This window comes from Streptococcus sp. NLN64 (assembly GCF_015831295.1).
Lineage (GTDB): Bacteria > Bacillota > Bacilli > Lactobacillales > Streptococcaceae > Streptococcus.
Genome location: NZ_JADXDQ010000011.1, coordinates 21973 through 47142 on the forward strand (window position 1 = coordinate 21973; position 25170 = coordinate 47142).

Below are 25170 nucleotides of genomic sequence, written 5' to 3' on the forward strand. Positions count from 1 at the left end.
CTAGTTTTTTGCGCTTTTTCTTTCTATTTTTATCAAAAAACAATTGACAGAAGCGGAAGGATTTGCTACTATAGTTGACGGTACTTTTTACTTTTGGTCTCTCAAAAGTGTACAGAGACGTGCTGACAAATGTTGCAAAAGTACACCGTCTCAGGGCTGTCACCGGTGCCTGATATCCAAAAATAAAAAATTACAGGAGAATGTAGATGCCTACAATTAACCAATTGGTTCGCAAACCGCGTAAATCAAAAGTAGAAAAATCTAAATCACCAGCTTTGAACGTTGGTTACAACAGCTTGAAACGTGTCCCAACTCGTGAAAACTCACCACAAAAACGTGGTGTTGCGACTCGTGTTGGTACCATGACACCTAAGAAACCGAACTCAGCTCTTCGTAAATTTGCTCGTGTACGTTTGAGCAACTTGATCGAGGTGACTGCTTACATCCCAGGTATCGGACACAACTTGCAAGAACACAGTGTGGTGCTTATCCGTGGTGGACGTGTAAAGGACCTTCCAGGGGTACGTTACCATATCGTCCGTGGTGCTTTGGATACAGCCGGTGTTAACGATCGTAAACAAGGTCGTTCTAAATACGGTACTAAACGTCCTAAAGGATAAGAAGGGGGATAAGAGAGAATGAGTCGTAAAAACCAAGCGCCTAAGCGCGAAGTATTAGCAGATCCACTTTACAATTCTAAATTGGTAACACGTTTGATCAACCGTGTTATGATGGACGGTAAACGTGGTACAGCGGCATCTATCGTTTATGGTGCCTTCGATCAAATCAAAGAAGCAACTGGTAATGATGCACTTGAAGTCTTCGAGCAAGCATTGGAAAACATCATGCCTGTTCTTGAAGTACGTGCGCGCCGTGTTGGTGGTTCTAACTACCAAGTCCCAGTTGAAGTTCGCCCAGAGCGTCGTACAACTCTAGGTCTACGTTGGTTGGTACAAATCGCGCGTGACCGTGGTGAGCACACAATGCAAGACCGTCTTGCAAAAGAAATCATGGACGCAGCAAACAACACTGGTGGAGCTGTTAAGAAACGCGAAGATACTCACCGTATGGCTGAAGCTAACCGTGCCTTCGCACACTTCCGCTGGTAAGATAGGATATTTTAGCGTTAAACAAATGCTAGCCAAAATAGGAAAATGGACGCAGCAATTTCGGTTGCTAGGAGATTTTATCTTTTTGGCAGACATTTGTAGCTAAAATTCAACTAAGATTAAGATACCAAGAGTGAGCCTGCCTACGAAAAATAGGAAATCGAAGCAGAATGCTTTGCGTTCAATGAGAGTTATCTTTTTTCGTTGCAAGCAGGCCACTCGGGTTCAATTAGAAGGTACGAGGATGTACCAGCATAATTCAGGAGAAGCGGGTGGGTCTTACCTATCTGCTTTTCTTGGAATATGGTATAATATTAAAAAAATAAATTATAGGAGAGACAAATGGCTCGCGAATTTTCATTAGAAAAAACTCGTAATATCGGTATCATGGCTCACGTTGATGCTGGTAAAACTACAACTACTGAGCGGATCCTTTACTACACTGGTAAAATCCACAAAATCGGTGAAACCCACGAAGGGGCTTCCCAAATGGACTGGATGGAGCAAGAACAAGAGCGCGGAATCACAATCACATCCGCTGCGACAACTGCTCAATGGAAAGACACACGCGTTAACATCATCGATACCCCAGGACACGTGGACTTCACAATCGAGGTACAACGTTCCCTTCGCGTTTTGGATGGTGCGGTAACCGTTTTGGATTCCCAATCTGGTGTTGAGCCACAAACAGAAACTGTATGGCGCCAAGCTACTGAATATGGTGTTCCACGTATCGTATTTGCCAACAAGATGGATAAAATCGGTGCGGACTTCCTTTACTCAGTAAGCACTCTACATGACCGTTTGCAAGCAAACGCACACCCAATTCAATTGCCAATCGGTGCTGAAGATGACTTCCGCGGAATTATTGACTTGATCAAGATGAAAGCTGAAATCTATACCAACGACCTTGGTACAGATATCCTTGAAGAGGACATCCCAGCTGAATACCTTGAGCAAGCAGAAGAATACCGTGAAAAATTGGTCGAAGCAGTTGCAGAAACTGACGAAGACTTGATGATGAAATACCTTGAAGGGGAAGAAATCACAAACGAAGAGTTGAAAGCAGCTATCCGTAAAGCTACCATCAACGTAGAATTCTACCCAGTTCTTTGTGGTTCTGCCTTCAAGAACAAAGGGGTTCAATTGATGTTGGATGCAGTCCTTGACTACCTTCCAAGCCCACTTGATATCCCAGCTATCAAAGGTATCAACCCAGATACTGAAGAAGAAGAAACTCGTCCTGCATCTGATGAAGAGCCATTTGCAGCTCTTGCATTCAAGATTATGACAGACCCATTCGTTGGTCGTTTGACTTTCTTCCGTGTATATTCAGGTGTCTTGAACTCAGGTTCTTATGTTATGAATACCTCAAAAGGTAAACGTGAGCGTATCGGACGTATCCTTCAAATGCACGCAAACAGCCGTCAAGAAATTGAAACAGTTTACGCTGGTGATATCGCTGCCGCTGTTGGTTTGAAAGACACTACAACTGGTGACTCATTGACAGATGAGAAAGCTAAAGTTATCCTTGAGTCTATCAACGTTCCAGAACCAGTTATCCAATTGATGGTTGAGCCAAAATCTAAAGCAGACCAAGATAAGATGGGGATTGCCCTTCAAAAATTGGCTGAAGAAGATCCAACATTCCGCGTTGAAACAAACGTTGAAACTGGTGAAACAGTTATCTCTGGTATGGGTGAGTTGCACTTGGATGTCCTTGTTGACCGTATGAAACGTGAATTCAAGGTTGAAGCGAACGTAGGTGCTCCTCAAGTATCTTACCGTGAAACCTTCCGTGCTGCTACTCAAGCACGTGGATTCTTCAAACGTCAATCTGGTGGTAAAGGACAATTCGGTGATGTTTGGATTGAATTTACACCTAACGAAGAAGGAAAAGGTTTCGAATTCGAAAACGCAATCGTCGGTGGTGTGGTTCCTCGTGAATTCGTACCAGCCGTAGAAAAAGGTTTGGTTGAGTCAATGGCTAACGGTGTTCTTGCAGGATACCCACTTGTTGACGTGAAAGCTAAACTTTACGATGGTTCCTACCACGATGTTGACTCATCTGAAACAGCCTTCAAGATCGCTGCATCTCTTGCATTGAAAGAAGCTGCTAAGACTGCTCAACCTGCGATCCTTGAGCCAATGATGCTTGTAACCATCACTGTTCCAGAAGAAAACCTTGGTGATGTTATGGGTCACGTTACAGCTCGTCGTGGACGTGTTGACGGTATGGAAGCACACGGTAACAGCCAAATCGTTCGTGCTTATGTACCACTTGCTGAAATGTTCGGTTATGCAACTGTTCTTCGTTCAGCATCACAAGGACGTGGTACCTTCATGATGGTATTTGACCACTACGAAGATGTACCTAAGTCTGTACAAGAAGAAATCGTTGCGAAAGCAAAAGGTGAATAATCACTAAAATAAAGAAAGAGGAAGATGAAGACTTCCTCTTTTTTGCTGCAAAAAAACCGAGAGTTTCCTCTCGGCAGAAAACCAAGTTTCCCTCAAAGTAGGATCGTGGAAGTTCAGTAAAGGTTTGGTTGTGGTTGCGGTCAAGATGTTTAGAAAACTAGCGTAATGGTCACAACCGAGGAAATAGAAATCACTTTGATAGGCTACTTGGTTTTCAAAGACAGTTTATCAGATGATTGGGGATTTGTAACAGGAATGTTCTAAAATGTCGTGAAAACGTCCTGAAATGCATGGAAGGGGTCTGGACTTCTGAGTTGTTCTGACTAAAATTTCTTGTATTTAATACTCATTACATTTCAAAATCTGAATGTGTTAATCCTCTTCGCCGAACCCTCAGTTCTGTCTTCATCGGATTGCCTTTTCAGATTTCGAACTGTTTCGAGTATAAGAATGTGACGTAAGATAAATGGATCAGAAATTTCCATTTGAGCCGGACATTCACTTTTGAACTATAAAATTCCCAACTCAATAGCCCGTAAGACGGAGCCTAAGCTAGAATTTGTTTCTAACTTGTCTTGAATATGGGTGAGGTGATTGTTTACTGTTCGACGGCTGATGTTTAGTAAGGCTGCAATTTCAGTTTGGGTATGATTTTGACGTAATTGATACAAGATGTCTATTTCTCGAGGCGTCAAGTTTGTTTGCAAATTGACAGTAGAATAAGGGAAGGATGGCAACCCAGAGAGAATATCTGAAATGCCGTTTGTTATTTCTTTCATGCTGAGATCTTGGTGGAGATACCCGTTTGCTGCACATTCTTGACTTTTTAAGAAATAGTATTCGCGATAATGAGTTGAAAAAAGTAGCACTGCTTGTTCAGGAAAATGTTGACGAATTACCTGGCAAGCAGAAAATGCCCGTCGTTCAGGTCGAGTTATCTCAAGGATAACCATTCTAGGATGTCTCTGGGCAATGATATCTAAATAACTATCAGTCCAATCCTTTAAGTATAGATCAAATGTTAGGTCTTTGTAGATGTGAGAGAGAGCTTGGGCTAAGAACTCACGACGGCCTATGAAGAGTATGGTCATAATATGCTCCTCCTAACGTACTATATTTATAATAGTGTATCACAAGGATTAGGAAATAAAAAGTTTATTTGTAAAACAATTCAGAATTTTGCACAAATGACTCATGACAGAAATCTTGGTGTTTGATACACTTAATTTCATATATTTCGATCAAGCTATTTTTGCTGAAGATATTTGGTGTTTTACTTGGAGGAAAAAAACTGCCATTTTATATGCAATTAGACTGTTTAGACTGGAAGGTGGTGACTTTACATGAAGAAGAAACGGGCTAATCTAACCCCTAATTTTTATCGACTTATCCTAAGTTCAGCGAGCAGGAATATTGCGGATTCTTTTTACCTGATTGCGTTATCACTTGGTTTAGTTCAGGTTTATCAGGTGGATGCTGCGAGTCTATCCCTCTTTACTCTAGTTGGGATGTTACCACGTTTGTTTGCAGCTGCTTATGGACCTTATTTACAAGCTATTCGAAGGAATCGCCTAGCAATATTGAGTTTGCAGTTGGTCCAGCTTGCCATCATGGCTGGTATTCTACTCTGTTTGCTACAGGCTTGGCCACTGCCATGGATGGTGAGTTTGAATTTTCTTTTTAGCTTTGTGACTGTCTGTTTGAATAACCTGCAGATGAAGGTCATTCCCTCTGTCCTGGATAATAATGATGAATTGCTTAACAAGTCAGTAGATATCCAATATTTGGCAGGAAATGTCTTGGATATTACCAGTAACTTTGTTGCATCTGTACTTTTAGGATTCATTTCTTACTTGGTCTTGATGCAGCTCAGTTTGCCCTTCTTTATCGCGGCCCTTTATTTCCTATTCCGCCTGCGTATTCCAGATTCTAGGGGGGATGAGATGGAGGAAGATGTTGAGGGAGTGAAAATCGATCGAGCTGCGTCATTTAAGGCTTTATCAGAATCTAAGGATTCTTTCTATATTGTTTTGACAGAAGCTGTCTTGAGTGGTGGAACGGATTTGTTGCTGACTCTTACACCGATTTACCTGATTTCTCAAGGTTATTCGGTAGCCTATCTGGGTTTGGTTTTAGGGCTACAACGTGGGGCAGATCTTCTGGGGGCAATCCTTGCACCTTACGTCAAGATGGATCCTCGAGTCTTTTTTCCTTTAGATTATATTTTGTCAGGGCTGTCCTTTGTTTTGGTATTTTTGATACCAATTCCTCAATTTAAACTGTTCTTCCTCTTCCTGGGATTTGTAATTATCGGGATCTCCGGGAATATGTTTAACAAACTAATTTATGCAAGTTACAATCATGATGAGCTATCCTTGGTGAATTCAGCTATTGTGACACTCTATACCTTCTTTGCCATTCTCAGCCTGTTAATCCCTAGCATATATGATAATATCCAAATACTTGGACTGGTCATCAATGGAGCGACCATCCTTGTAGGAATTTGGCTTTTTTCAAAAATATCTAACTTTGTATCGAAATGATTCAACTAGTTATTTATAGTATTATTTATCAGAAAGTTTTCACTAACTAAAATTAAGGGGGTGGTACTTGAGACCAGCCTCTTTGGAAATAAATCCTAGTGTAATGATTCAATTTTCGATGCTTTATGTTCTCCTATTGGGAGTGAATATTACTTTCCAGAATATGAATGATTCAAATTTTATGTAGAGAAAATACGCTCACCATTTCAAATTGATGGTCGCCACCCATCTATTACTCTAATTTCTGAAGTTTCAAAACACATTGTTAAAGAGATGGGGGAAGAGATCATGTCAAAAGGTCAGGGAGAGTTGTTTTCAATCAACTGTGTAAATGAAAAGGGGAGCATCAATGGGAAATGCTATCTTTCGTGACTTATTTCAAAAAGTCTATCAAGCTCAACAATTATCTTCTTCTCCACTTGTTCGCAGCGATGAGTATCTATTTACCTTCTCACCTATTCAAGACGAGGTTGGGAGTTTTACGACTAATGAGTCAGGTATTTTTATGAAGGAGCAAGCCTGCTTTCGTACAACCTATCCTTCAAATTTAGTCAATCCATTAGCAGCACCTTTTCAAAACTTAATTGGATTATTTTCGTTTGAGCCTGTTAGGTATGTGCAGATTATGCAGAAATTTGTGGACGAAATTTTGGAACTACAGGTTTCAAATGAGGATATTTTTGTTATTGCTCCCGATATTGAGGCTGTTCAAAAGGAACTGCAGCAGTTAGATGTTGGTCTTATAACGATTCCTAAGGACCGTTTGTATTGCAATCTGCCAATTGAAGGAACGCATTATTATGTAAAGTTTTGTATCCGATATCACGAAGGCTTGGTGACGATTATGAACTATGTTTTAGTGGATTACCATGGAAAGTCCTTGGTTAAATTGGACAGTGTCTTCTTTCCACGTCGGATGGAAATGATTCAAGAGGGTGTTGCTTCCATCTATGAAACTTGTGTGTGGAAGTCTCGCTATGAACGAATGTTTCAGGAGACTAATAGTCATAGCTTAACACACTTTATATTGAGTCAGAGCGAGGCGTTAACAGAACTTCTATCTGCGGTCGGAGATGCGGGGCATAAGAAACAGGCCTATGTGGTGAAGAAATTGGCGCGGGAGTTATTTGTTGAGATGGATTTAGCTGATTTAAGCTTTGAGTTGTTTATAGACGCTTTTCCTGAATTAAGCCCATTTTTGCATCCGATGTATCAGCAGTATCAATTGACAGTAGAAAATGCCTTAATGAGAATTCGGAGAAGTAAGAAAGTTATTTCGGCAGAATATGCCCTAAATACTTGGGGACTTCCTCTTAAACTTTTTCAAAAATGGATAGATCCTGAACTGGAGTTGGAACAACCGAAAGAGAATTTTGCTTATCATCGGGATTGGTCGCGGAATCAATATGCGAATCCGCTAGAAAGTTATCGCTAATGAGAATTGGATTATTGCACCCCTTTAGCTTGGGGTATACAACAATTTATGATTGTTTACAATCAGGAGATGATTATGCTCTATTTATTGATAGGGGTAAACGAGAGGCTTTTGAGAAGGAAAAACCTGCCAATGTAACTTTGGTTATGGTTGAAAATTATCAAGAAAATATTGAGATGGTTTGTGGAAACTGGCTAGAAAAGGAGCATTTGGATGCCTTGCTTGCCTTAGATGAATTTGATGTTGAAGTGGCAGCTCGCTTGAGGGAGAATTATGGAATTCCCGGTCAGAGTGCTGCATTGACCAAGGTTTTTCGAAACAAAAATGTGATGACCGAACGCGTACGGGAGTTAGGTTTCAGGGTTCCGAATAGTACTAGGGTTCAGTCATTTCAGGAAGCAGAAGAGTTTTTGAGAACTCATGGAAAAATAATTGTTAAGCCTTTAGCTGGCGCAGGTTCAGTAGACACATTTCCTTTAGAGGCAAGTGAGGGAGTAGGAAGACTTGAGGACTTGGATTTTCCATCTTTGCTCCTACAAGAGTATATTGAAGGAGATATTTACCATATTGAGGGTCTCCTTGCTTCTGGTCAAGTCATCTATTGTGAGCCTTCTCGCTATCTTTATAATCCATTACTTATAAAGGAAGGGATTTCGGCTGCTGCTGTTTCATTGGAGCAGAACCATCGTGACTATGCTCCCTTGAGAGACTATGCTATTCATTTGGCTAGGTCACTCGATTCCAAAGATACTTATTTATTTCACTTGGAAGTTTTTTATACTGGTGAAGAGATCATTTTCTTGGAGATTGCCTGTCGAATGGGAGGTGCACGGATTCGCCAAAATCTGGAAAGGAAGTTTGGGCAGGATCCCTTTGCTCTGTTACTGACTGCGGTAGGTAAGCATAATCTTCCTGAATTACCAGAGCATTTTCCGGCAGTAGGATGGCTGTTGACTGCTAAAAAATCAGGTGTACTACAACGAATTCCCGATTTAACACCTGAAAAATTAGAGGAGTTTGGAATTTATGATACGATTTTATATACGAAAATCGGTAGAAAAATCCAATCTGCCCAGCATAGTGCAGATGCAGTACAGGGACTGTCCTTCGTTGGAAAGGACTTTGAAACAGTTCGTCGCCAGCTATTAGCAGCTGAAGCTTGGTGTCTCCAAGAAACTCATTATTTTTAGGAGGTTCTCATGAAGTATTTTGTTTACCGCTATTCTCCTATTACTGTACAGGTTCCATATTCTGAAAATCTTGCAATTGTGTGTCCTCCTGCACTTCGATCGGCCTATGTCGATCGTGGCTTTCCCACAGAACAAATTTTTGTATTAGACGATTTCGAGCTTTGGACTCTTTTAGATTTTTTTGACAGCCGTTCGGATATCGAAGACCTTTTTACCCTGGATGAAGATCTCATGGATATTGTTGCGTTGGTTCATTCATTCCTGTCAAAAGAAAAAGGGCGGTGGCGTTTAGGTTTTCTGTACAAGGATAAAAAGCGCATGCGACAACAAGTAGAGGGACATGTAAATCAGCCCCGACTATTAAATCCACAAGAACCGTTACCATCTAATTTTATGGTAAAAGCCCGAAACGGGTCAGCCGCAAAAGGGGTATCTCGTTTAACTTCTCTCCCAGAAGGGTTTGATACAAGTCAACAACTCCTTGAAGAAGTTTTTGAACATGATTATATGTTTACTTGTGATGGACTGGCCATTGATGGGACTATTCGCTACTTCTACAGCCATGAATATCTTGGAACTGTCTTGGATAGTCGTGAAAAGTATTGCACGGTTATTCGGACAAACTCTCGGTATGCAGATTTAGATTTTATTCAGCGGTTACAACGGGAGACACAAAAAGTCTTAGAGGCTTTAGGGACTGAGCGCGTGCACCCTTTTCACGCTGAATTTTTTTACAACTCAAAAACGGATGAGCTCGCTTTTTGTGAAGTCGGTAAACGCTTTGGCGGTGGGAATATCCCACTTCTCATTGAAACTGCTTTTGGTGTAGATGTCCTAAAAAGGTACTGGGAACTTCAGTTAGAAACTGAACACATGGATGTGACACAAAGGGCTGATACGGAAAGAGGTATAGAAGAAGGAGAATCAAGCTCCGGTGGAAGACCTCCGATAGAGGATACGACTTCGAAGTTGGTCATTCCGGCAACTGTTGCTGCCTCCATTTTATTTCTACAAAATGGTAGAGAGCAAACGAAGCCGGAACCTCCCTATTCACTCACTTATTTCAGAGAATACCCTGACAGATATCGAGCAGCTAAGTCTGTTGGTGAACTACGATTTTTACTGAGCTTACTGTTGAAAAACGAAGACGAATGGCAAGAACTGTTACAGTGGTTAAGAGGATATCTGGATGAAAGCTGAACAACGAAATATTTTTCGCTTATTGGTGAGAGGGCAGATAAATCATTTTGGAAATGTCATTTTTGACTATGCTAACCGATTGTTGATCAGTCGCCATCCAGTTAGTGCTCCTTTTCTCATGATGCTGTATCAGTCCAGTGAATCTTTAGCCCAATTAATCTTCAATCTCCTTGGCGGACATGTTGCAGATTTTCACAATAGAAAAAGAATCCTCCTCGTGACAGACTTGATTGCAGCACTAGCAACGTTTGTTCTCTTTCTGGTTTATAACCCAGAAAATATATGGGCTTTGATTCTTGTAAATACCCTGTTAGCCATCTTATATAGTTTCAATTCGCCTGCCTATCGGGCGGTTATTCGAGATTTGTTATCTAAAACAGCTATCTTTCAATACAATTCATTATCCAAGTTGATCGCAGAAATAGTGAGTGTGGCATCTCCACTTCTAGCTCTAGTCGTGGTTTCCCAACTTGGATTTCGATATGCCATGCTCATTAACTCATTTTCATTTCTAGTTTCCGCATGGTGTGAACATCGTTTTGAAATCTTGCATAAGACCGAAAGTTCAAAATCAAAATTAGGACAGGGTCTGAAGGATGGTTTGGTCTACATCTATAAGGATAAACAAATATTTTATGTGCTCGTCACGGCGGCCCTGATTAATTTTCTAGATGCTATCTATACCTTTTATCTACCGTTTACACCGATTTTTTCAGGATTTGACAATATTTATGCCTATATTTTGATCGCACAGTCGGTTGGTAGCATTCTAGCCTCCCTGATTGTGACCTGGTTCGGTAAGAGGGAATTGGGACCAAATCACTATTTTTATTTTTTGATTATAGGGTCTCTAGCTTGGATTGGGTTAGGCTTCGTAGGACGGTCCCAATTATTGATTTTGGTGCTGTGTGGTATTTTTTCTGGAAGTGTAACCATCTTTAATATTTTCTTTATGTCACATATTCAGACAAGCATTCAACCCAATATGTTAGGACGCGTGTTTAGCATTATTTTCACAATGGTCGGAATCTTCGTTCCCCTAGGCAGTATGGTTGCCTCTTGGATTAACTTGCAAAATTGGTCCGTATTTATGTATATTGGATTTGCCCAGCTAATCCTTTGCTTTGGAGTACTAAGGCTGTTTACAAAGATGGCAAAGAGTTGAGGAAAAAAGAAGTAAACCTTACATCATAAAAAGATATTACCTTAGACATGAATGTGATTTTATAGTCTTTTAGTTTGCTTTTAGTACAAGGCGGCGATTCGTAGACAGCTCAAAATCTCTGGGGGAGATTTTGAGCTTGCCGATACAACTTTCGAAGAAAGTTTCAAATAAGTACGGCAAGACGAGCTAACACAGTAATAAAAGATAAACTAAAAGAGTATATGAAGCAATTCCCATTCTGATTTTGTAGCACTTATCAGTTTAAGAGGCACTTGGCTTTTTTCAAAAATAGTGAGAAATCGGTGAGTTCGCCGATTTTTTGCTGTGTCACAAAAAGTGTGACAAGATTTGAGTTCTCTGTCTGGTTTTTTGTCGGTATACTAAGGATAGAAATCAAAGATGGGAGGTCGTGTCATGGAATCGCAATCGTTTCGTGTACGTCTACAGAAGTTAGGGACAACCTTGTCCAATATGGTTATGCCTAACATTGGTGCTTTTATTGCTTGGGGTGTCTTAACCTCATTATTTATTGAGACAGGTTGGTTGCCAAATGAGTCTTTTGCGACAATTGTTGGGCCAATGATTACCTATCTCTTGCCTCTTTTAATTGGATATACTGGAGGTTTTAACGTCTATGGTCAACGGGGTGGGGTTGTTGGTGCTATCCTTACAATGGGGGTCATTGCAGGTACTACGGTTCCGATGTTCATTGGTGCCATGGTGGTAGGACCTTTTGGAGCTTGGGCGATTAAGAAATTTGACCAAGCTGTGCAGCCGAAGATTCGTCCAGGTTTTGAAATGTTGGTGAACAACTTCTCAGCTGGATTACTTGGATTTGCCTTAATGCTCTTATCCTTCAAGATTGTGGGGCCTTTTGTTGAGAGTATGACGGCGATGATCGGAGATGGGGTAGAAGCCATTGTGGCGATGAAACTCTTGCCTCTTGCCAATATCATCATTGAGCCAGCTAAGATTCTTTTCTTGAACAATGCGTTGAACCATGGAATTTTCACACCACTGGGTGCTGAGCAAGTGCTTGAGACTGGTAAATCCGTCCTCTTCTTGCTTGAAGCCAACCCTGGACCAGGTTTGGGTATCCTCCTAGCCTATGCCTTCTTTGGCAAGGGTTCTGCTAAATCTTCTTCCTGGGGTGCGATGATTATCCACTTCTTCGGTGGAATCCATGAAATTTATTTCCCATATGTGATGATGAAACCCGCCCTCTTCTTGGCAGCGATTGCCGGAGGTGTGTCAGGTACTTTTGCGTTCCAACTCTTGAATGCAGGTCTTGGTGCAGCAGCATCTCCAGGTTCCATCATTGCCATCATGGGGATGGTGCCTAAGGGAGATGGCTACCTTGCCAACCTCCTAGCTGTCTTGGCCGGCGTTTTTGCGGGTGCTCTAGCTTCCTTCTTATTCGCATCCCTTATTTTGAAAGCCGATAAGTCTGAAGGAGAAAGTTTGGAAGAGGCGCAAGCTGCTAGCAAGGCTGCCAAAGCAGCATCAAAAGGGCAGCCTTTAGCTCCGATTGCTGAGGAAATTTCTTCCGCAACAGTAAAACAAATCATTTTCGCCTGTGATGCAGGGATGGGTAGCTCCGCAATGGGGGCTTCTCTCCTCCGTGACAAGGTTAAAAAAGCTGGCTTGGATATTCCAGTTTCCAACAAGGCCATCTCATCCTTGGAAGACACAGAGAACACCTTGATTGTTACTCAAGAGGAATTGGCCGATCGTGCTGCTCAACGAACTCCACGGGCCATCCATGTTGCTGTAGATAACTTCCTAACCTCTCCAAAATATGATGATATTGTCAGCAAGTTGGCTGGAAAGCCAGCGGTCATTTTTGAAGCGGATCCACGACCAGAAGCGCAAGGGCAAGTAGACCTAAACTATGTGGATGAAGTGGTCTTCCCTTATGACCAAGCTCAAGGATCTGCAACCATGGGACAGGCAACGCTCAGTGCCATCTTTAAAAACCGTGGCATCGGAATTCCAGTTGCGACTGTACCTCTAGCAGATTTGGCTGAGCACAACGCTAAAAACATTTTATTGGTCAGCACAATTGCTAATCAGGCTGCAGTTCAACAAGCTGCTCCAGAAGCTCAACTCTTGGTGGTGGATAGCTTGGTAACCACTCCGGAATATGACAAAATGGTGGATCGCATCCATCAATAAGTAAAAAGTTTAGTATAATAAAGCTATGATACTAAGCAAACGTGAAGAAGACCTTCTGAAAGCTTTCCTCCAAGTAGGGAAGCTTTCCTTGAAGGAAATGACAGAAATTTTACAGGTTTCAACTCGAACGGTTTATCGAACCTTATCCGATTTGACTCCTTATTTGGAAACTAAGGGTATCGAACTTGTTAAGGATGGGAGAAAATACTATCTTGAGGGAGATTTGTCTCAACTGATTGATTTAGGTGGTCAAGAAGCCTATAGTCCTAGCCGCCGTCAACTTTTGATAACCTATGATCTTCTCTTGGCAGATCAGGCTTTGACCAATGACAGTCTGCAGGAGACCTATTTGGTCTCCAATGTGACTGTGATTCAGGATATTGCTGCTATAGAAGCTAGACTGAAAGATTTTCAACTCTCCCTATCCCGCTCTAAGGGCTATAGTTTGCTGGGAACTTCGTCTCAAAAACGCAGGATCTTAGCGATTCTTTTAGCCAATGCGATCAGTGTTCAAGATTTTTGGTCGGATAACTATCCTGAATTTTCTGTTTTAGACCCTGCTATTGTTTCGGCTTGTCGGACTACTTTTGAGAACTTAGCTTCGGTACTTGGGGAGGTAGATCCTAAGCTCAAGCAATTTCTGATTCTGCTTCTTTCTCTAGCAGATAATCAGGGGCAGTTGGATCAGCAGTTTGAGTTGTCCAAGGAAGCTTTAGAGTTTTCCCAGAAACTCTTTCGTCAGCTGTCGTCAGCGACCAAGCAGTTTTACAATTTACAGGAAATTATTTACTTTGCTTCCATGGTGGATGAATTGATTATCCGCCGTCAGGAAGTGCCACTCTTTCGAGAGAGTTTTGACAGTCGTTTTTATTACAGTGTCACTCAATTGATTGATTCGGTCTCGCGTTTCAGTAAAAGTGATTTTATGAAGGATCAATTGCTTTTTTCCTTTTTGTTTAATCATATAAGGTTGAGTTTAGCAGTCCCAGTCTTGTTTCCAGAGGGGAAAACGGCGAATATGGCCTTTTTGACCAGGCAGGGGAATCCCTTTTTACACCGACTGGTTAGTCTCTTGATACAGGAACTCTTTCCAACTTATATCCACAATGAGTATGAGTATGAATTGGTCACTCTGCACTTTGCCGCCAGCCTGCGGCGTAGTCCAGAAATTTTCCCGATCCGCTTATTGCTTGTGACGGATGAACGGCCCCTCTCAGCTAGCGTTTTGGTTTCCAAAATTAAAACTATCGCTCCCTTCGTCGAAGGCATTGAGGTGAGGAGTTCCAGCAAATTAGAGGGCTTAGAAATGGATGTTTATGACTATTGTTTGACCACTAAACCCCTCGCGCAGCAAGAATTTCAGTTGATATCGACCTTTCCGAGTACTCAGGAAATGCTAGACTTGCAGGAAACGCTGCAGAAGGTTCAGGAGAATCGCACGGTGCGGGAAAGAGTGGTGATTGAGGAGGAGAAGGCCTATGATTTGCCGGCTTATTTGGAAGCCAGCCGCCATCTCTTAGATCAATTTCGCTTGTTGGAATTGTCTTCACAACCCTCTTTTGAAAGGGCGGTGGAAATAGTTGTGGGACAGCTGGATGGGGTTTTGGATTCGCAGTATGTCAGCCAAAAGCTCTTGGATCGCTTTTATCAAAGTCCTTTGGCGATTCCGCAGACCAATCTAGCCCTCTTGCACACTCAAACGAGTCGGGTTGAGACCAGCCAATTTGTGATTGCTCAATTGTCTAATTCTGTCTATACTCCATCTATGAATCAGGAAGAGGAGGCGGTTCAGAGGCTACTGTTGATGCTGACTCCAGTAGGTGAGCGGGAAGAAATACGGGATTTAATGACGGCTATCAGTCAATCGATTATTGAAAACAAGCTCTACACAGAAATTTACCGGACAGGTAACCAGGAAATTTTGTATCAATTGTTGAATACAATCTTTGCAGAAAAAATGAAAAAAATCGGAGAATAATTATGGAACTTCAAAATAAGCTCATTCATTTAAAGCAAACTTTTGCCACTAAAGAAGAAGCCATTCGCTTTTGTGGACGCCAGTTGCAAGAGGCGGGTCATGTCGAAGAAGCTTACATCGAAGCAATGATTCAACGGAACCAAGACCTCTCCGTTTATATGGGGAACTTTATCGCGATTCCACATGGAACCGATGCGGCTAAGAAAGAAGTCTTATCATCTGGAATTACCATTGTCCAGGTTCCTGCAGGTGTGAATTTTGGAACGGAAGAGGATCCTAAGATTGCGACTATTTTATTTGGAATTGCAGGACTTGGGGATGATCATTTGGAAATGATTCAAAAAATATCCATCTTCTGTGCGGATGTCGATAATGTTGTGAAATTGGCAGATGCTCAAAGTGTGGAAGAAATCAAGCAACTTCTAGAAAGTGTAGCTTAGGGAGGGAAAAGCTATGAAAAAAGCAGTTCATTTTGGTGCAGGAAATATTGGTCGTGGTTTTATTGGTCAAGTATTAACTGATAATGATTTTGAAATCGCCTTTGTAGATGTCAATGAAGAAATCATCAATGCTCTTAATGAGAAACAATCTTATACGATAGAGATTGCCCAAGAAGGTCAGCCTAAGATTCAGGTTTCACGGGTTCGTGGGATTAACAACGGTCAGAACCCTGACCAAGTTATCCAAGCAATTGCGGAGGCGGACTTGGTGACAACTGCTATTGGTCCGAATATCCTTCCGTTTATCGCAGAAGTGATTGCGCGTGGTTTAGAGGAGCGTTTAGCACAGAATCATCATCGAAATGTGGATATTCTAGCTTGTGAAAATATGATTGGTGGCTCTAGTTTCCTAGCTAAGGAAGTGGATGGCTATCTATCTGAAGAAGGACGGGCTTATGTGGCTAAACATGTTGGTTTCCCAAATGCAGCCGTTGACCGGATTGTACCAGCTCAAAGTCATGAAGATCCTCTTTATGTAGTGGTAGAGCCATTTAAAGAGTGGGTTGTTGAAACCAAGGGAATGAAAAATCCAGAACTACGTTTAGAACAGGTTCATTATGAAGAGGACTTGGAACCTTTTATCGAACGCAAACTCTTCTCGGTGAACTCCGGACACGCGACTTCAGCTTATACTGGAGCTAAGGCTGGGGCTAAGACCATTCTGGAAGCCTTGCAAAACCCAGAGGTTAAAGGACAAGTTGAATCCGTTTTGGCTGAAATTCGCAGCCTGCTTGTAGCCAAATGGGGCTTTGAGGAGACTGGTTTGGAAGAGTATCATAAGGTCATCATCAGTCGTTTTGAAAATCCTTATATTGTTGATGATATTGCGCGTGTAGCACGAACACCTATCCGCAAATTGGGTTACGATGAGCGTTTTATTCGTCCAATTCGTGAATTGGCAGAGCGTAACTTATCCTACCAACACCTACTAGAAACCGTTTCTGCAGTCTTTGTCTATCAGGATGTAAACGACCCTCAATCCGTTGAATTGCAAGAACTCTTAGCTACAAAACCTGTCAAAGAAGTGGTTCTAGAAGTGACAGGATTAGAAGAAGGCGAAGTTTTAGAGGCCCTTATAGCCCAGTTGGAAAAATAAAGAACAGAACATAGAATGAGTCCCGTCACCCAGTAAACGTGTGACGGGTTTTTTTGTGGGTGAAATAGGGTTCAGACTTTGCTGACTTCGTTATTGAGAAAGGTACCATTTTCCTCAGGAATTAGTCTGGGATGTGAAAGTGGCCTGTTTAATTTTTCAAATATAGTCTTTTAGTTTGCTTTTAGTACAAGGCAGCGAGTCGTAGGCAGTACTAAAGTACGGCAAGACGAGCTAACACAGTAATAAAAGATAAACTAAAAGAGTATAATAAGAAAAAGGCAAAGGTCCCCCATAGGGGCCTATGCCTTATTTTGTTTTCTTGTAAGTTTCTGGGAGTGTGAGGATCATGGCGAGGTAGATCACAGGCACCGCGAGGTAAAAGAGGGCGGAAGGCCAGAAGCCGAGGTGGCCATAAATCCAGCTCCAGAAGTAGTTTAAGATTGTATAGAGTCCGTAGGTAATTCCCCAGATGATTCCGAACATGAGGGTCGCTTTTTGCGGATTCATATTAGGGAGTTCATGTGGGATATTGAGGTAGACGGCATATTGGTAAAAGATTAAGAAGCCGGTTGCGAAGAAGAAGAGGTAGCCAACCAAAGGTAAATGGAGGAGGGCGATACTACTAATTCCAGCGGCCATGGTTGCGATAGCCAAGATGCCAAGTTGGATTAAGTAAGGCTTGCGCGGTCGGTTAACAGGGCTCTTGAGACGAACCAGGGTTCCTGCGATCCCCCCACCGGAGATGGCACAAATCATGTAACCGGAAGTAAAGAAATCAGGGAATTCTTTAGCCAACTGTCCAGGGATTGAGTTAAGGGACATAACATAAAGAATCAAAAAGGCAGCAAATCCAACTGCAAAGCGCCAGACAAAAGGATCTTTGAGAGCTTGGCTATAGGAGTAGCTAGCAGCTGCATCTTGGGCTTGTGTGCTTCCTGTTTCGAAGTCTTGGGCCTTGAGCAGCCATACAATAAAGAGGACTAAGGCTACAAAGGCAACGGCTGAAAGGGTTAGACGCCAATCCAAGCGAAGGGTGTCTGCCCAGAAGACAAAGGCAATTGCAATAATAAAGGCACCGATGTTATAGCTGGCTGTTATCAAGGAGGAATAGAAAATCTTATTTTCTTGACTTACAAAGCGAACCACGATGGGGTTCATGTAGACCATAATCATGGAGCCACCTAAGGCCATGATCATGCGAGCCAAGATATAAAGCCAATAATTTGGCATCCAAACGGCTACTAAGGCAAAACAGAGTAGTCCGATGGCAATTTGGGCAGCGCGCTTAATCCCAAACTTGACAAGAATAGCCGCAGCTAAAAAGTTTGCGACAACGCGAGCAACGGTAATGGTATAGTTCACCATTTCAGAGATGGTTGGGTCAACACCTTTATCTCCGAAGAAGCTAGCCACAATTTGTGGACCCAAGGTCGAGCCACCAACCCAACTGGCGGCAAAGGTAATATAAGCAAGTAAGAGGGTGTAGAACATGAGAATACCCGTCTTTTTCGATATGGATTTACTTTCCATAAGAACCTCCTTTGTGAATGATAACGCTTACAGAAATAAATATAGCACCTTGACGGGGGAGAGTCAAAGAACTTGACTCGAAAAAAGCTTGGAGCATAGAGATTTTGGGAAGTCGTTATTCCCATCTTGCCTTTTTTCCAAATTCGGTATATAATAGATGTGTTGAAAGAGCTTGTAGGTTTACAAGTTACTCTTTTCACAATAAATCTTTTTGATTTTCATAAGGAGGAAATCACGAATGGTAGTTAAAGTTGGTATCAACGGTTTCGGACGTATCGGACGCCTTGCTTTCCGTCGTATTCAAGAAGTTGAAGGTGTTGAAGTAGTACGTATCAACGACCTTACTGATCCAGTTATGCTTGCACATTTGTTGAAATATGACTCAACTCAAGGTCGCTTCAATGGTACTGTGGAAGTTAAAGAAGGTGGATTTGATGTAAACGGAACTTTTGTTAAAGTTTCTGCAGAACGTGATCCAGAACAAATCGACTGGGCTAACGATGGTGTTGAAATCGTTCTTGAAGCAACTGGTTTCTTCGCATCTAAAGAAGGTGCTGAAAAACACCTTAAAGGTGGAGCGAAGAAAGTTGTTATCACTGCTCCTGGTGGAAACGACGTTAAAACAGTTGTATTCAACACTAACCATGACATCCTTGATGGTACTGAAACAGTTATCTCAGGTGCGTCATGTACTACAAACTGTTTGGCTCCAATGGCAAAAGCTCTTCACGACAACTTTGGCGTGAAACAAGGATTGATGACTACAATCCACGCTTACACTGGTGACCAAATGCTTCTTGACGGTCCACACCGTGGTGGTGACCTTCGCCGTGCACGTGCTGCTGCAGCAAACATCGTACCAAACTCTACTGGTGCGGCTAAAGCAATCGGTCTTGTTATCCCTGAATTGAACGGTAAACTTGACGGTGCTGCACAACGTGTTCCTGTACCAACAGGTTCTGTTACTGAATTGGTTGCAGTTCTTGATAAGAACGTAACTGCTGACGAAGTAAATGCAGCTATGAAAGCAGCTTCTAACGAGTCATACGGTTACACTGAAGACCAATTGGTATCACAAGACATCGTAGGTATGTCATACGGATCATTGTTTGACGCAACTCAAACTAAAGTGCTTGATGTTGACGGACAACAAATGGTTAAAGTTGTATCTTGGTACGACAACGAAATGTCATACACTGCTCAATTGGTACGTACTCTTGAGTACTTTGCAAAACTTGCAAAATAATCATTGAGTGAGAAAACCTGCCCTCGGGCAGGTTTTTTTGGCTCCTTGTCTTGTTGTGTGGAAGTTTATACTCGAAACAGTTCGAAATCTGAACAGGCAATCCGATGAAGGCAGAACTAGGGTTCGGCGAAGAGGATTAACACATTCAGATTTTGAAATGTAATGAGTATTAGGAGATGGAAAGTGAGGGGGAAGAGTGTTTCAGAGGAGTTTTCGTGCAGTTCAGTTTGCGATATTCAAAAGTAGAAGGGTTCAGCGGTTTTCCTTGAAAGGCTCAGATGTCGTCTTGTCGGAATGAAAAAGAAAGGACAAGTTTTTGTTTCCTTTCTCACAAATGCTTTAAGTGTGATATAATGGGATTGTATAAAAAATTAAAAGGGGTTTTTGTATCATGGCAAAAATGACTGTAAAAGACGTTGAATTGAAGGGCAAAAAAGTCCTTGTTCGTGTGGACTTTAACGTACCTTTGAAAGATGGCGTTATTACAAATGACAACCGTATCACAGCGGCCCTACCAACGATCAAGTACATTCTTGAGCAAGGTGGCCGTGCAATCTTGTTCTCTCACCTTGGTCGTGTGAAAGAAGAGGCTGATAAAGAAGGAAAGTCTTTGGCTCCAGTTGCAGCAGCACTTGCTGAAAAACTGGGTCAAGATGTTGTCTTCATTCCAGGTGCAACTCGTGGTGCTGAGTTGGAAGCAGCGATCAATGCGCTGGAAGATGGTCAAGTACTTCTTGTTGAAAATACTCGGTTCGAAGATGTAGATGGTAAGAAAGAGTCTAAGAACGATCCTGAACTTGGTCAATACTGGGCTTCTCTTGGAGACGGAATCTTCGTAAACGATGCCTTTGGTACAGCTCACCGTGCACACGCATCTAACGTGGGTATTTCTGCCAATGTAGAGCAAGCAGTAGCTGGTTTCCTTTTGGAAAACGAAATTGCATACATCCAAGAAGCTGTTGATAACCCAGTTCGTCCATTTGTAGCGATTCTTGGTGGATCAAAAGTTTCTGATAAGATTGGCGTTATCGAAAACTTGCTTGAAAAAGCAGATAAGGTCTTGATTGGTGGAGGAATGACTTATACCTTCTTCAAGGCTCAAGGTATTGAAATCGGTAATTCACTTGTTGAAGAAGATAAATTAGATGTTGCTAAAGCCCTTCTTGAAAAAGCGGATGGTAAATTGATCTTGCCAGTGGATTCTAAAGAAGCAAATGCTTTTGCAGACTACACTGAAGTTCGTGATACAGAAGGTGAAGCAGTTTCTGAAGGCTTCCTTGGTTTGGATATTGGTCCTAAATCAATCGCTAAATTTGATGAAGCTCTTACTGGTGCGAAAACTGTGGTCTGGAACGGACCAATGGGTGTCTTTGAAAACCCTGATTTCCAAGCTGGTACTATCGGTGTGATGGATGCTATTGTGAAGCAACCAGAAGTGAAATCAATCATCGGTGGTGGTGACTCTGCTGCTGCAGCCATCAACCTAGGTCGTGCAGATAAATTCTCATGGATCTCAACTGGTGGTGGTGCTTCTATGGAATTGCTTGAAGGTAAAGTACTTCCAGGTTTGGCAGCCTTGACTGAAAAATAAGAACACTAGAAAAGGTTGGGGAGGACGGTTGTCCTCCCCCTTTTTAATTGGGTGATCTTTTATGAATATACTACGTTATTTTAAACGCTATCGTTTTAACCCTAAGAAATTTCGGTTGGGCATGCGGACTTTCAAGACAGGTCTTGCAGTTTTCTTGGTCTTGCTCCTGTTTTACCTTTGGAGTTGGGAAGGAATGCAAATTGCGGCCTTGACGGCGGTTTTTAGCTTGCGGGAGGATTTTGATCAGAGCGTCCATTTTGGGATGTCCCGTATCATCGCCAACAGCATTGGTGGTTTTTATGCCCTTCTCTATTTTGTTTTGGAGCGGGTGTTCCCCTCGAATCCTCTGGTTCTGCTTTTGGGAGTTCCAATCGGTGTCATGTTAACTATCATGACTTGTGTTGCGACAAATACAGGTGGAGCCATTATTGGGGGGGCGGCTGCTTTTCTGATTATCAGTTTGTCCATTCCTTATGGAGATTCTGTACTCTACGTTTTTACCCGCGTTTTTGAGACTTTTTTTGGCGTTTTTATTGCCATTTTAGTCAATTACGATATGGATCGAATTCGAGCTATTCTCTTAAAAAAGCCACGTTAGATTTTCTGACATGACTTCTTGACAGATGCTTTCCCCCGCTTTATAATGGATAACAGAAAGGTTCCGATGATGAAAGAAAAAGAATTACGTCGCCATTTAGCCGTTTTTCCCATGTCAAGTGTAAGGAAGTTGACGGATCTCTCCGATCGTCAAATTCGGTACTATGAAGAACACGGTTTGGTCAAACCAGAGCGAAATGAAGGGAATCGCCGCCTTTTTTCTTTAAACGATATGGATCGTTTATTGGAAATTAAGGATTTGCTGGCGGAGGGTTATTCGATTGCGGAGATTAAGAAAAATTTTTATCAGAGGGAGCAAAAATCTCGGCAGAAGATGAGCGAAAAGGCTGTTCGAAGAGCCTTGCACAGGGACATTGTGCGGGAAGGGCCGTTTCAGTCTGGGCCGAGTCAGTTTGGTTCCTTAGGGCCTAACCATTTTTAAGAAGGAGTTTCCTATGTCTGTCACTGCAGAACAAATACGTCGAGAAGTCAAAGAGAAAAATGTAACCTTTATTCGGTTGATGTTTACCGATATTTTGGGAACGATGAAGAATGTCGAAATTCCGGCTACGGATGAGCAGTTGGATAAGGTCCTCAGTAACAAGGCTATGTTTGATGGGTCTTCGATTGAGGGATTTGTGCGAATCAATGAGTCTGATATGTACCTCTATCCAGATTTGGACACCTGGATTGTTTTCCCGTGGGGAGATGAGAATGGTAGTGTTGCAGGTTTAATTTGTGACGTCTATACGACAGAAGGAGAACCTTTTGCGGGAGATCCACGTTCCAATTTGAAAAAGGCTTTGAAGCACATGCAGGAAGTCGGTTTTTCTTCTTTCAATTTGGGGCCTGAGCCAGAGTTTTTCCTCTTTAAGATGGATGAGCAAGGCAAGCCAACCTTAGAAGTGAATGATAAGGGGGGGTATTTTGATTTAGCCCCAACAGACCTGGCGGACAATACCCGTCGTGAAATCGTGAATGTTTTGACCAAGATGGGGTTTGAAGTGGAAGCGAGTCACCACGAAGTGGCGGTGGGCCAACATGAAATCGACTTCAAGTATGATGATGTCTTGCGGGCTTGTGACAAGATCCAACTGTTCAAACTGGTTGTTAAAACCATTGCACGCAAACACGGCATGTATGCAACCTTCATGGCCAAGCCTAAACATGGGATTGCTGGTTCCGGTATGCATTGCAACATGTCTCTATTTGGTCCGGATGGTCAAAATGCCTTCTTTGATCCTGAAGACCCAAACGGCATGCAATTATCAGAAACCGCCTATCGTTTCTTGGGTGGCCTCTTGAAACACGCTTATCACTACACTGCTGTGATGAACCCGACCGTTAACTCCTACAAGCGTCTTGTACCTGGCTACGAAGCCCCTGTTTATATTGCCTGGGCAGGTCGAAATCGTTCGCCTCTTGTGCGCGTTCCGGCTAGTCGTGGAATGGGTACTCGCTTGGAGTTGCGTTCGGTGGACCCAATGGCCAATCCTTATATTGCAATGGCTGTATTGTTAGAAGTTGGTTTGGACGGAATCGCCAACCGAATTGAGGCGCCAGAACCAATCGAGTCCAACATCTATACTATGTCACCGGAAGAACGTAAGGAGGCTGGAATCACAGACTTGCCATCGACTCTTCACAATGCTTTGAAAGCCTTAACGGAAGATGAGGTCGTGAAAGCAGCTATGGGTGAACATATCTACACCAACTTCTTGGAAGCTAAACGTATTGAATGGGCTTCTTATGCGACCTATGTCTCTCGCTGGGAAATTGATAACTACCTAGAGTTGTATTAATGATTAATGGGCGATGATTGAAGGGGAGCCTTGGTCCTATTCCGATTCGCTTGAGACCTTCATTCAATAGTTGAAAGCTTTCCAGGCTCAGCAGTCTGGAAAGCTTTTTCCATAGAATCCGGAAAAGACCTGAGCTAGCTTTTTATACTCCCAATTTCAAAATCAGAATACTCGCGGAATTTCAAAAAATGAAGAGGGAAGCCGATGATGGTAGGTCAACAGGTCTGGGAGACCTGTTGGATATTAAGGATAGGGCGTGGAAACACGCAATGAATCAGTTCATCAAGGAGACTTGACAAAGTCAGATTTTGAAATTCAATGAGTGTTAGAATTTGATATAATGGGAAAAAGATTACTCAGGAGCCTAGAGGCAACTTGGTACGGAGAGAATGGCGATGGGCTACGAAAATTTCTGTTCTGAATACTTGTTGCGTTCGGGGTGACTTTGAGACTCATTGCAATGGCTCAGGATATATAGTCTTTTAGTTTGCTTTTAGTACAAGGCAGCGAGTCGCAGGCAGTACTAAAGTACGGCAAGACGAGCTAACACAGTAATAAAAGATAAACTAAAAGAGTATAGTATGCAATAGTAGGTAGATAGAAGGTGTAAGATATGCAAAAAATCTGGCAACAGATTCATCCTCCAATCTCACTGAAGTATTTAAATGGCTGGGATTTAGTGATTTTAGCACTGATTTTCTTTGGGGATGCCATCTGGATTTCAACGGAGGCTCTCATGGATGGTACAGCTGGAGATCCGGAGATGTTAAATGTTTCAGCGGCGGATAACTGGAATGCTATTCTGGGAATTTGTTGGATTTTGCTGGGAGCAGCTGCCTATCTCTGGTTCCGTCATTTTGATTGGAAACAGTTGAAAATGAAGCTGGAATGGTCTCTGTTTTGGAAGCCCATTCTCATTTATCTTGGAGCCGCTATTGTCTGCGATTTTTCCTTCTTGTTACTGGGCTTGATTCCAGCTCTTCAGTTGGAGTTCACGCCGCTGAACTACTTGTCAGATCTGCGCTTTGACTGGGAAACTTTGTGGGGTAATTTCACTTATTTAGATGTATCCACCATCCTCTTCTCTCTCGTGAATGGATTTTATGAAGAAGTTTTTTTCCTTGGCTTGCTTTTGTCGACAAGGATGGAGAGGAGAAGGTGGGTTCTTCTTTTTTCAAGTCTGGTTCGCGTTTCGTTTCACACCTATCAAACGATTCCAGTAGCTCTGGTGATTGGGATATCTTATGGACTCTTCTTTTACTATATCTACACCCGCAAAGACCAGAATATTCTTCAATGTTCTCTAGCGCATGCCTATGGAGATATGGTTGGCATCAATCTCTTTTTTCTTTTTGTTTCAATGTAAGAAATAAAAAGGATTTATCGAGTTAGGATATAGTCTTTTATTTGAAAATAACACAGTAAAAAAGCGCAAAAAAACACTATCTGTGTTATACTTAAGGTGAACATATTTAAAAATGTCTTAAGGATGTTGCCGCATCCCTAATGCTTTTACTGCTTCATAAGTTTGATGTGTTTTCAAAAGTTTGTAGACAATTCTTAGTATCTTATGAGCACAAGCGATAACAGCC

General features: G+C 42.2%; 20 protein-coding genes. 18 read left to right on the forward strand and 2 right to left on the reverse strand.

The window, feature by feature from the left end:
* The first annotated feature begins 206 nt into the window (after positions 1-206).
* The 3 genes from rpsL (at position 207) to fusA (ending at position 3530) form a co-directional block, all read left to right on the forward strand.
* Positions 207-620 (forward strand): 30S ribosomal protein S12, encoded by a 414-nt coding sequence (gene rpsL / locus I2503_RS02875; protein ID WP_135038061.1) that lies wholly within the window; start codon positions 207-209, stop codon positions 618-620.
* An 18-nt stretch (positions 621-638) separates the two neighbouring features.
* On the forward strand, positions 639-1109 hold the full coding sequence (rpsG, locus tag I2503_RS02880; RefSeq protein ID WP_135038063.1) for a 30S ribosomal protein S7: 471 nt from the start codon (positions 639-641) through the stop codon (positions 1107-1109).
* Between the two features lie 342 nt (positions 1110-1451).
* Positions 1452-3530 carry an elongation factor G gene (gene fusA / locus I2503_RS02885; protein ID WP_196966955.1) on the forward strand — a complete coding sequence of 693 codons (2079 nt, stop codon included), beginning with the start codon at positions 1452-1454 and terminating at the stop codon, positions 3528-3530.
* A gap of 509 nt (positions 3531-4039) precedes the next feature.
* Here fusA and I2503_RS02890 read toward each other — a convergent pair.
* Positions 4040-4621, reverse strand: a complete 582-nt coding sequence (locus tag I2503_RS02890) for a response regulator transcription factor (RefSeq protein ID WP_196966956.1) — start codon at positions 4619-4621, stop codon at positions 4040-4042.
* Between the two features lie 252 nt (positions 4622-4873).
* Here I2503_RS02890 and I2503_RS02895 point away from each other — a divergent pair, with 252 nt between their 5' ends.
* The 9 genes from I2503_RS02895 to I2503_RS02935 all read left to right on the forward strand — a co-directional run bounded on the left by I2503_RS02895 (position 4874) and on the right by I2503_RS02935 (position 16812).
* On the forward strand, positions 4874-6073 hold the full coding sequence (locus tag I2503_RS02895; protein WP_196966957.1) for an MFS transporter: 1200 nt from the start codon (positions 4874-4876) through the stop codon (positions 6071-6073).
* Between the two features lie 349 nt (positions 6074-6422).
* Positions 6423-7508 carry a hypothetical protein gene (locus I2503_RS02900; protein WP_196092101.1) on the forward strand — a complete coding sequence of 362 codons (1086 nt, stop codon included), beginning with the start codon at positions 6423-6425 and terminating at the stop codon, positions 7506-7508.
* Complete coding sequence (locus I2503_RS02905; RefSeq protein WP_196966958.1) at positions 7508-8698, forward strand: ATP-grasp domain-containing protein; 1191 nt, start codon at positions 7508-7510, stop codon at positions 8696-8698. Before I2503_RS02900 ends, I2503_RS02905 begins: the two co-directional genes overlap by 1 nt.
* A 9-nt stretch (positions 8699-8707) precedes the next feature.
* The gene (locus tag I2503_RS02910) at positions 8708-9898 is read left to right on the forward strand and encodes a biotin carboxylase (protein WP_196966959.1); all 1191 of its coding nucleotides are present in this window, start codon (positions 8708-8710) and stop codon (positions 9896-9898) included.
* Positions 9888-11063 (forward strand): MFS transporter, encoded by a 1176-nt coding sequence (locus tag I2503_RS02915; RefSeq protein ID WP_196966960.1) that lies wholly within the window; start codon positions 9888-9890, stop codon positions 11061-11063. Before I2503_RS02910 ends, I2503_RS02915 begins: the two co-directional genes overlap by 11 nt.
* A 414-nt stretch (positions 11064-11477) precedes the next feature.
* Positions 11478-13238: a PTS mannitol transporter subunit IICB gene (locus I2503_RS02920; protein ID WP_196966961.1), complete on the forward strand. Its 1761-nt coding sequence runs from the start codon at positions 11478-11480 to the stop codon at positions 13236-13238.
* Positions 13239-13263: 25 nt separating this feature from the next.
* Positions 13264-15216: a BglG family transcription antiterminator gene (locus I2503_RS02925; protein ID WP_196966962.1), complete on the forward strand. Its 1953-nt coding sequence runs from the start codon at positions 13264-13266 to the stop codon at positions 15214-15216.
* 2 nt (positions 15217-15218) lie between these two features.
* Positions 15219-15656 carry a PTS sugar transporter subunit IIA gene (locus I2503_RS02930; RefSeq protein WP_196966963.1) on the forward strand — a complete coding sequence of 146 codons (438 nt, stop codon included), beginning with the start codon at positions 15219-15221 and terminating at the stop codon, positions 15654-15656.
* Positions 15657-15669: 13 nt separating this feature from the next.
* Entirely contained in the window at positions 15670-16812 is a 1143-nt protein-coding gene (locus I2503_RS02935; RefSeq protein WP_196966964.1) for a mannitol-1-phosphate 5-dehydrogenase, read from the forward strand.
* A 306-nt stretch (positions 16813-17118) separates the two neighbouring features.
* On the opposite strand, the gene I2503_RS02940 is transcribed toward I2503_RS02935, so the two are convergent.
* Positions 17119-18342, reverse strand: coding sequence for an MFS transporter (locus tag I2503_RS02940; protein ID WP_196966965.1), 1224 nt, complete (start codon positions 18340-18342; stop codon positions 17119-17121).
* A gap of 238 nt (positions 18343-18580) precedes the next feature.
* On the opposite strand from I2503_RS02940, the gene gap reads away from it, so the two are divergent.
* The 6 genes from gap (at position 18581) to I2503_RS02970 (ending at position 24944) form a co-directional block, all read left to right on the forward strand.
* Entirely contained in the window at positions 18581-19588 is a 1008-nt protein-coding gene (gap, locus tag I2503_RS02945; protein ID WP_196092111.1) for a type I glyceraldehyde-3-phosphate dehydrogenase, read from the forward strand.
* Between the two features lie 391 nt (positions 19589-19979).
* Positions 19980-21179, forward strand: coding sequence for a phosphoglycerate kinase (locus I2503_RS02950; RefSeq protein ID WP_196092112.1), 1200 nt, complete (start codon positions 19980-19982; stop codon positions 21177-21179).
* A 61-nt stretch (positions 21180-21240) separates the two neighbouring features.
* Positions 21241-21777 (forward strand): aromatic acid exporter family protein, encoded by a 537-nt coding sequence (locus I2503_RS02955; protein WP_196966966.1) that lies wholly within the window; start codon positions 21241-21243, stop codon positions 21775-21777.
* 69 nt (positions 21778-21846) lie between these two features.
* The gene (locus I2503_RS02960) at positions 21847-22218 is read left to right on the forward strand and encodes a MerR family transcriptional regulator (protein ID WP_196092115.1); all 372 of its coding nucleotides are present in this window, start codon (positions 21847-21849) and stop codon (positions 22216-22218) included.
* A 13-nt stretch (positions 22219-22231) separates the two neighbouring features.
* A complete protein-coding gene (glnA, locus tag I2503_RS02965; RefSeq protein WP_196966967.1) occupies positions 22232-23578 on the forward strand; it encodes a type I glutamate--ammonia ligase in 1347 nt (448 codons plus the stop codon).
* 613 nt (positions 23579-24191) lie between these two features.
* Entirely contained in the window at positions 24192-24944 is a 753-nt protein-coding gene (locus I2503_RS02970; RefSeq protein ID WP_196966968.1) for a CPBP family intramembrane glutamic endopeptidase, read from the forward strand.
* Positions 24945-25170: the final 226 nt, after the last annotated feature.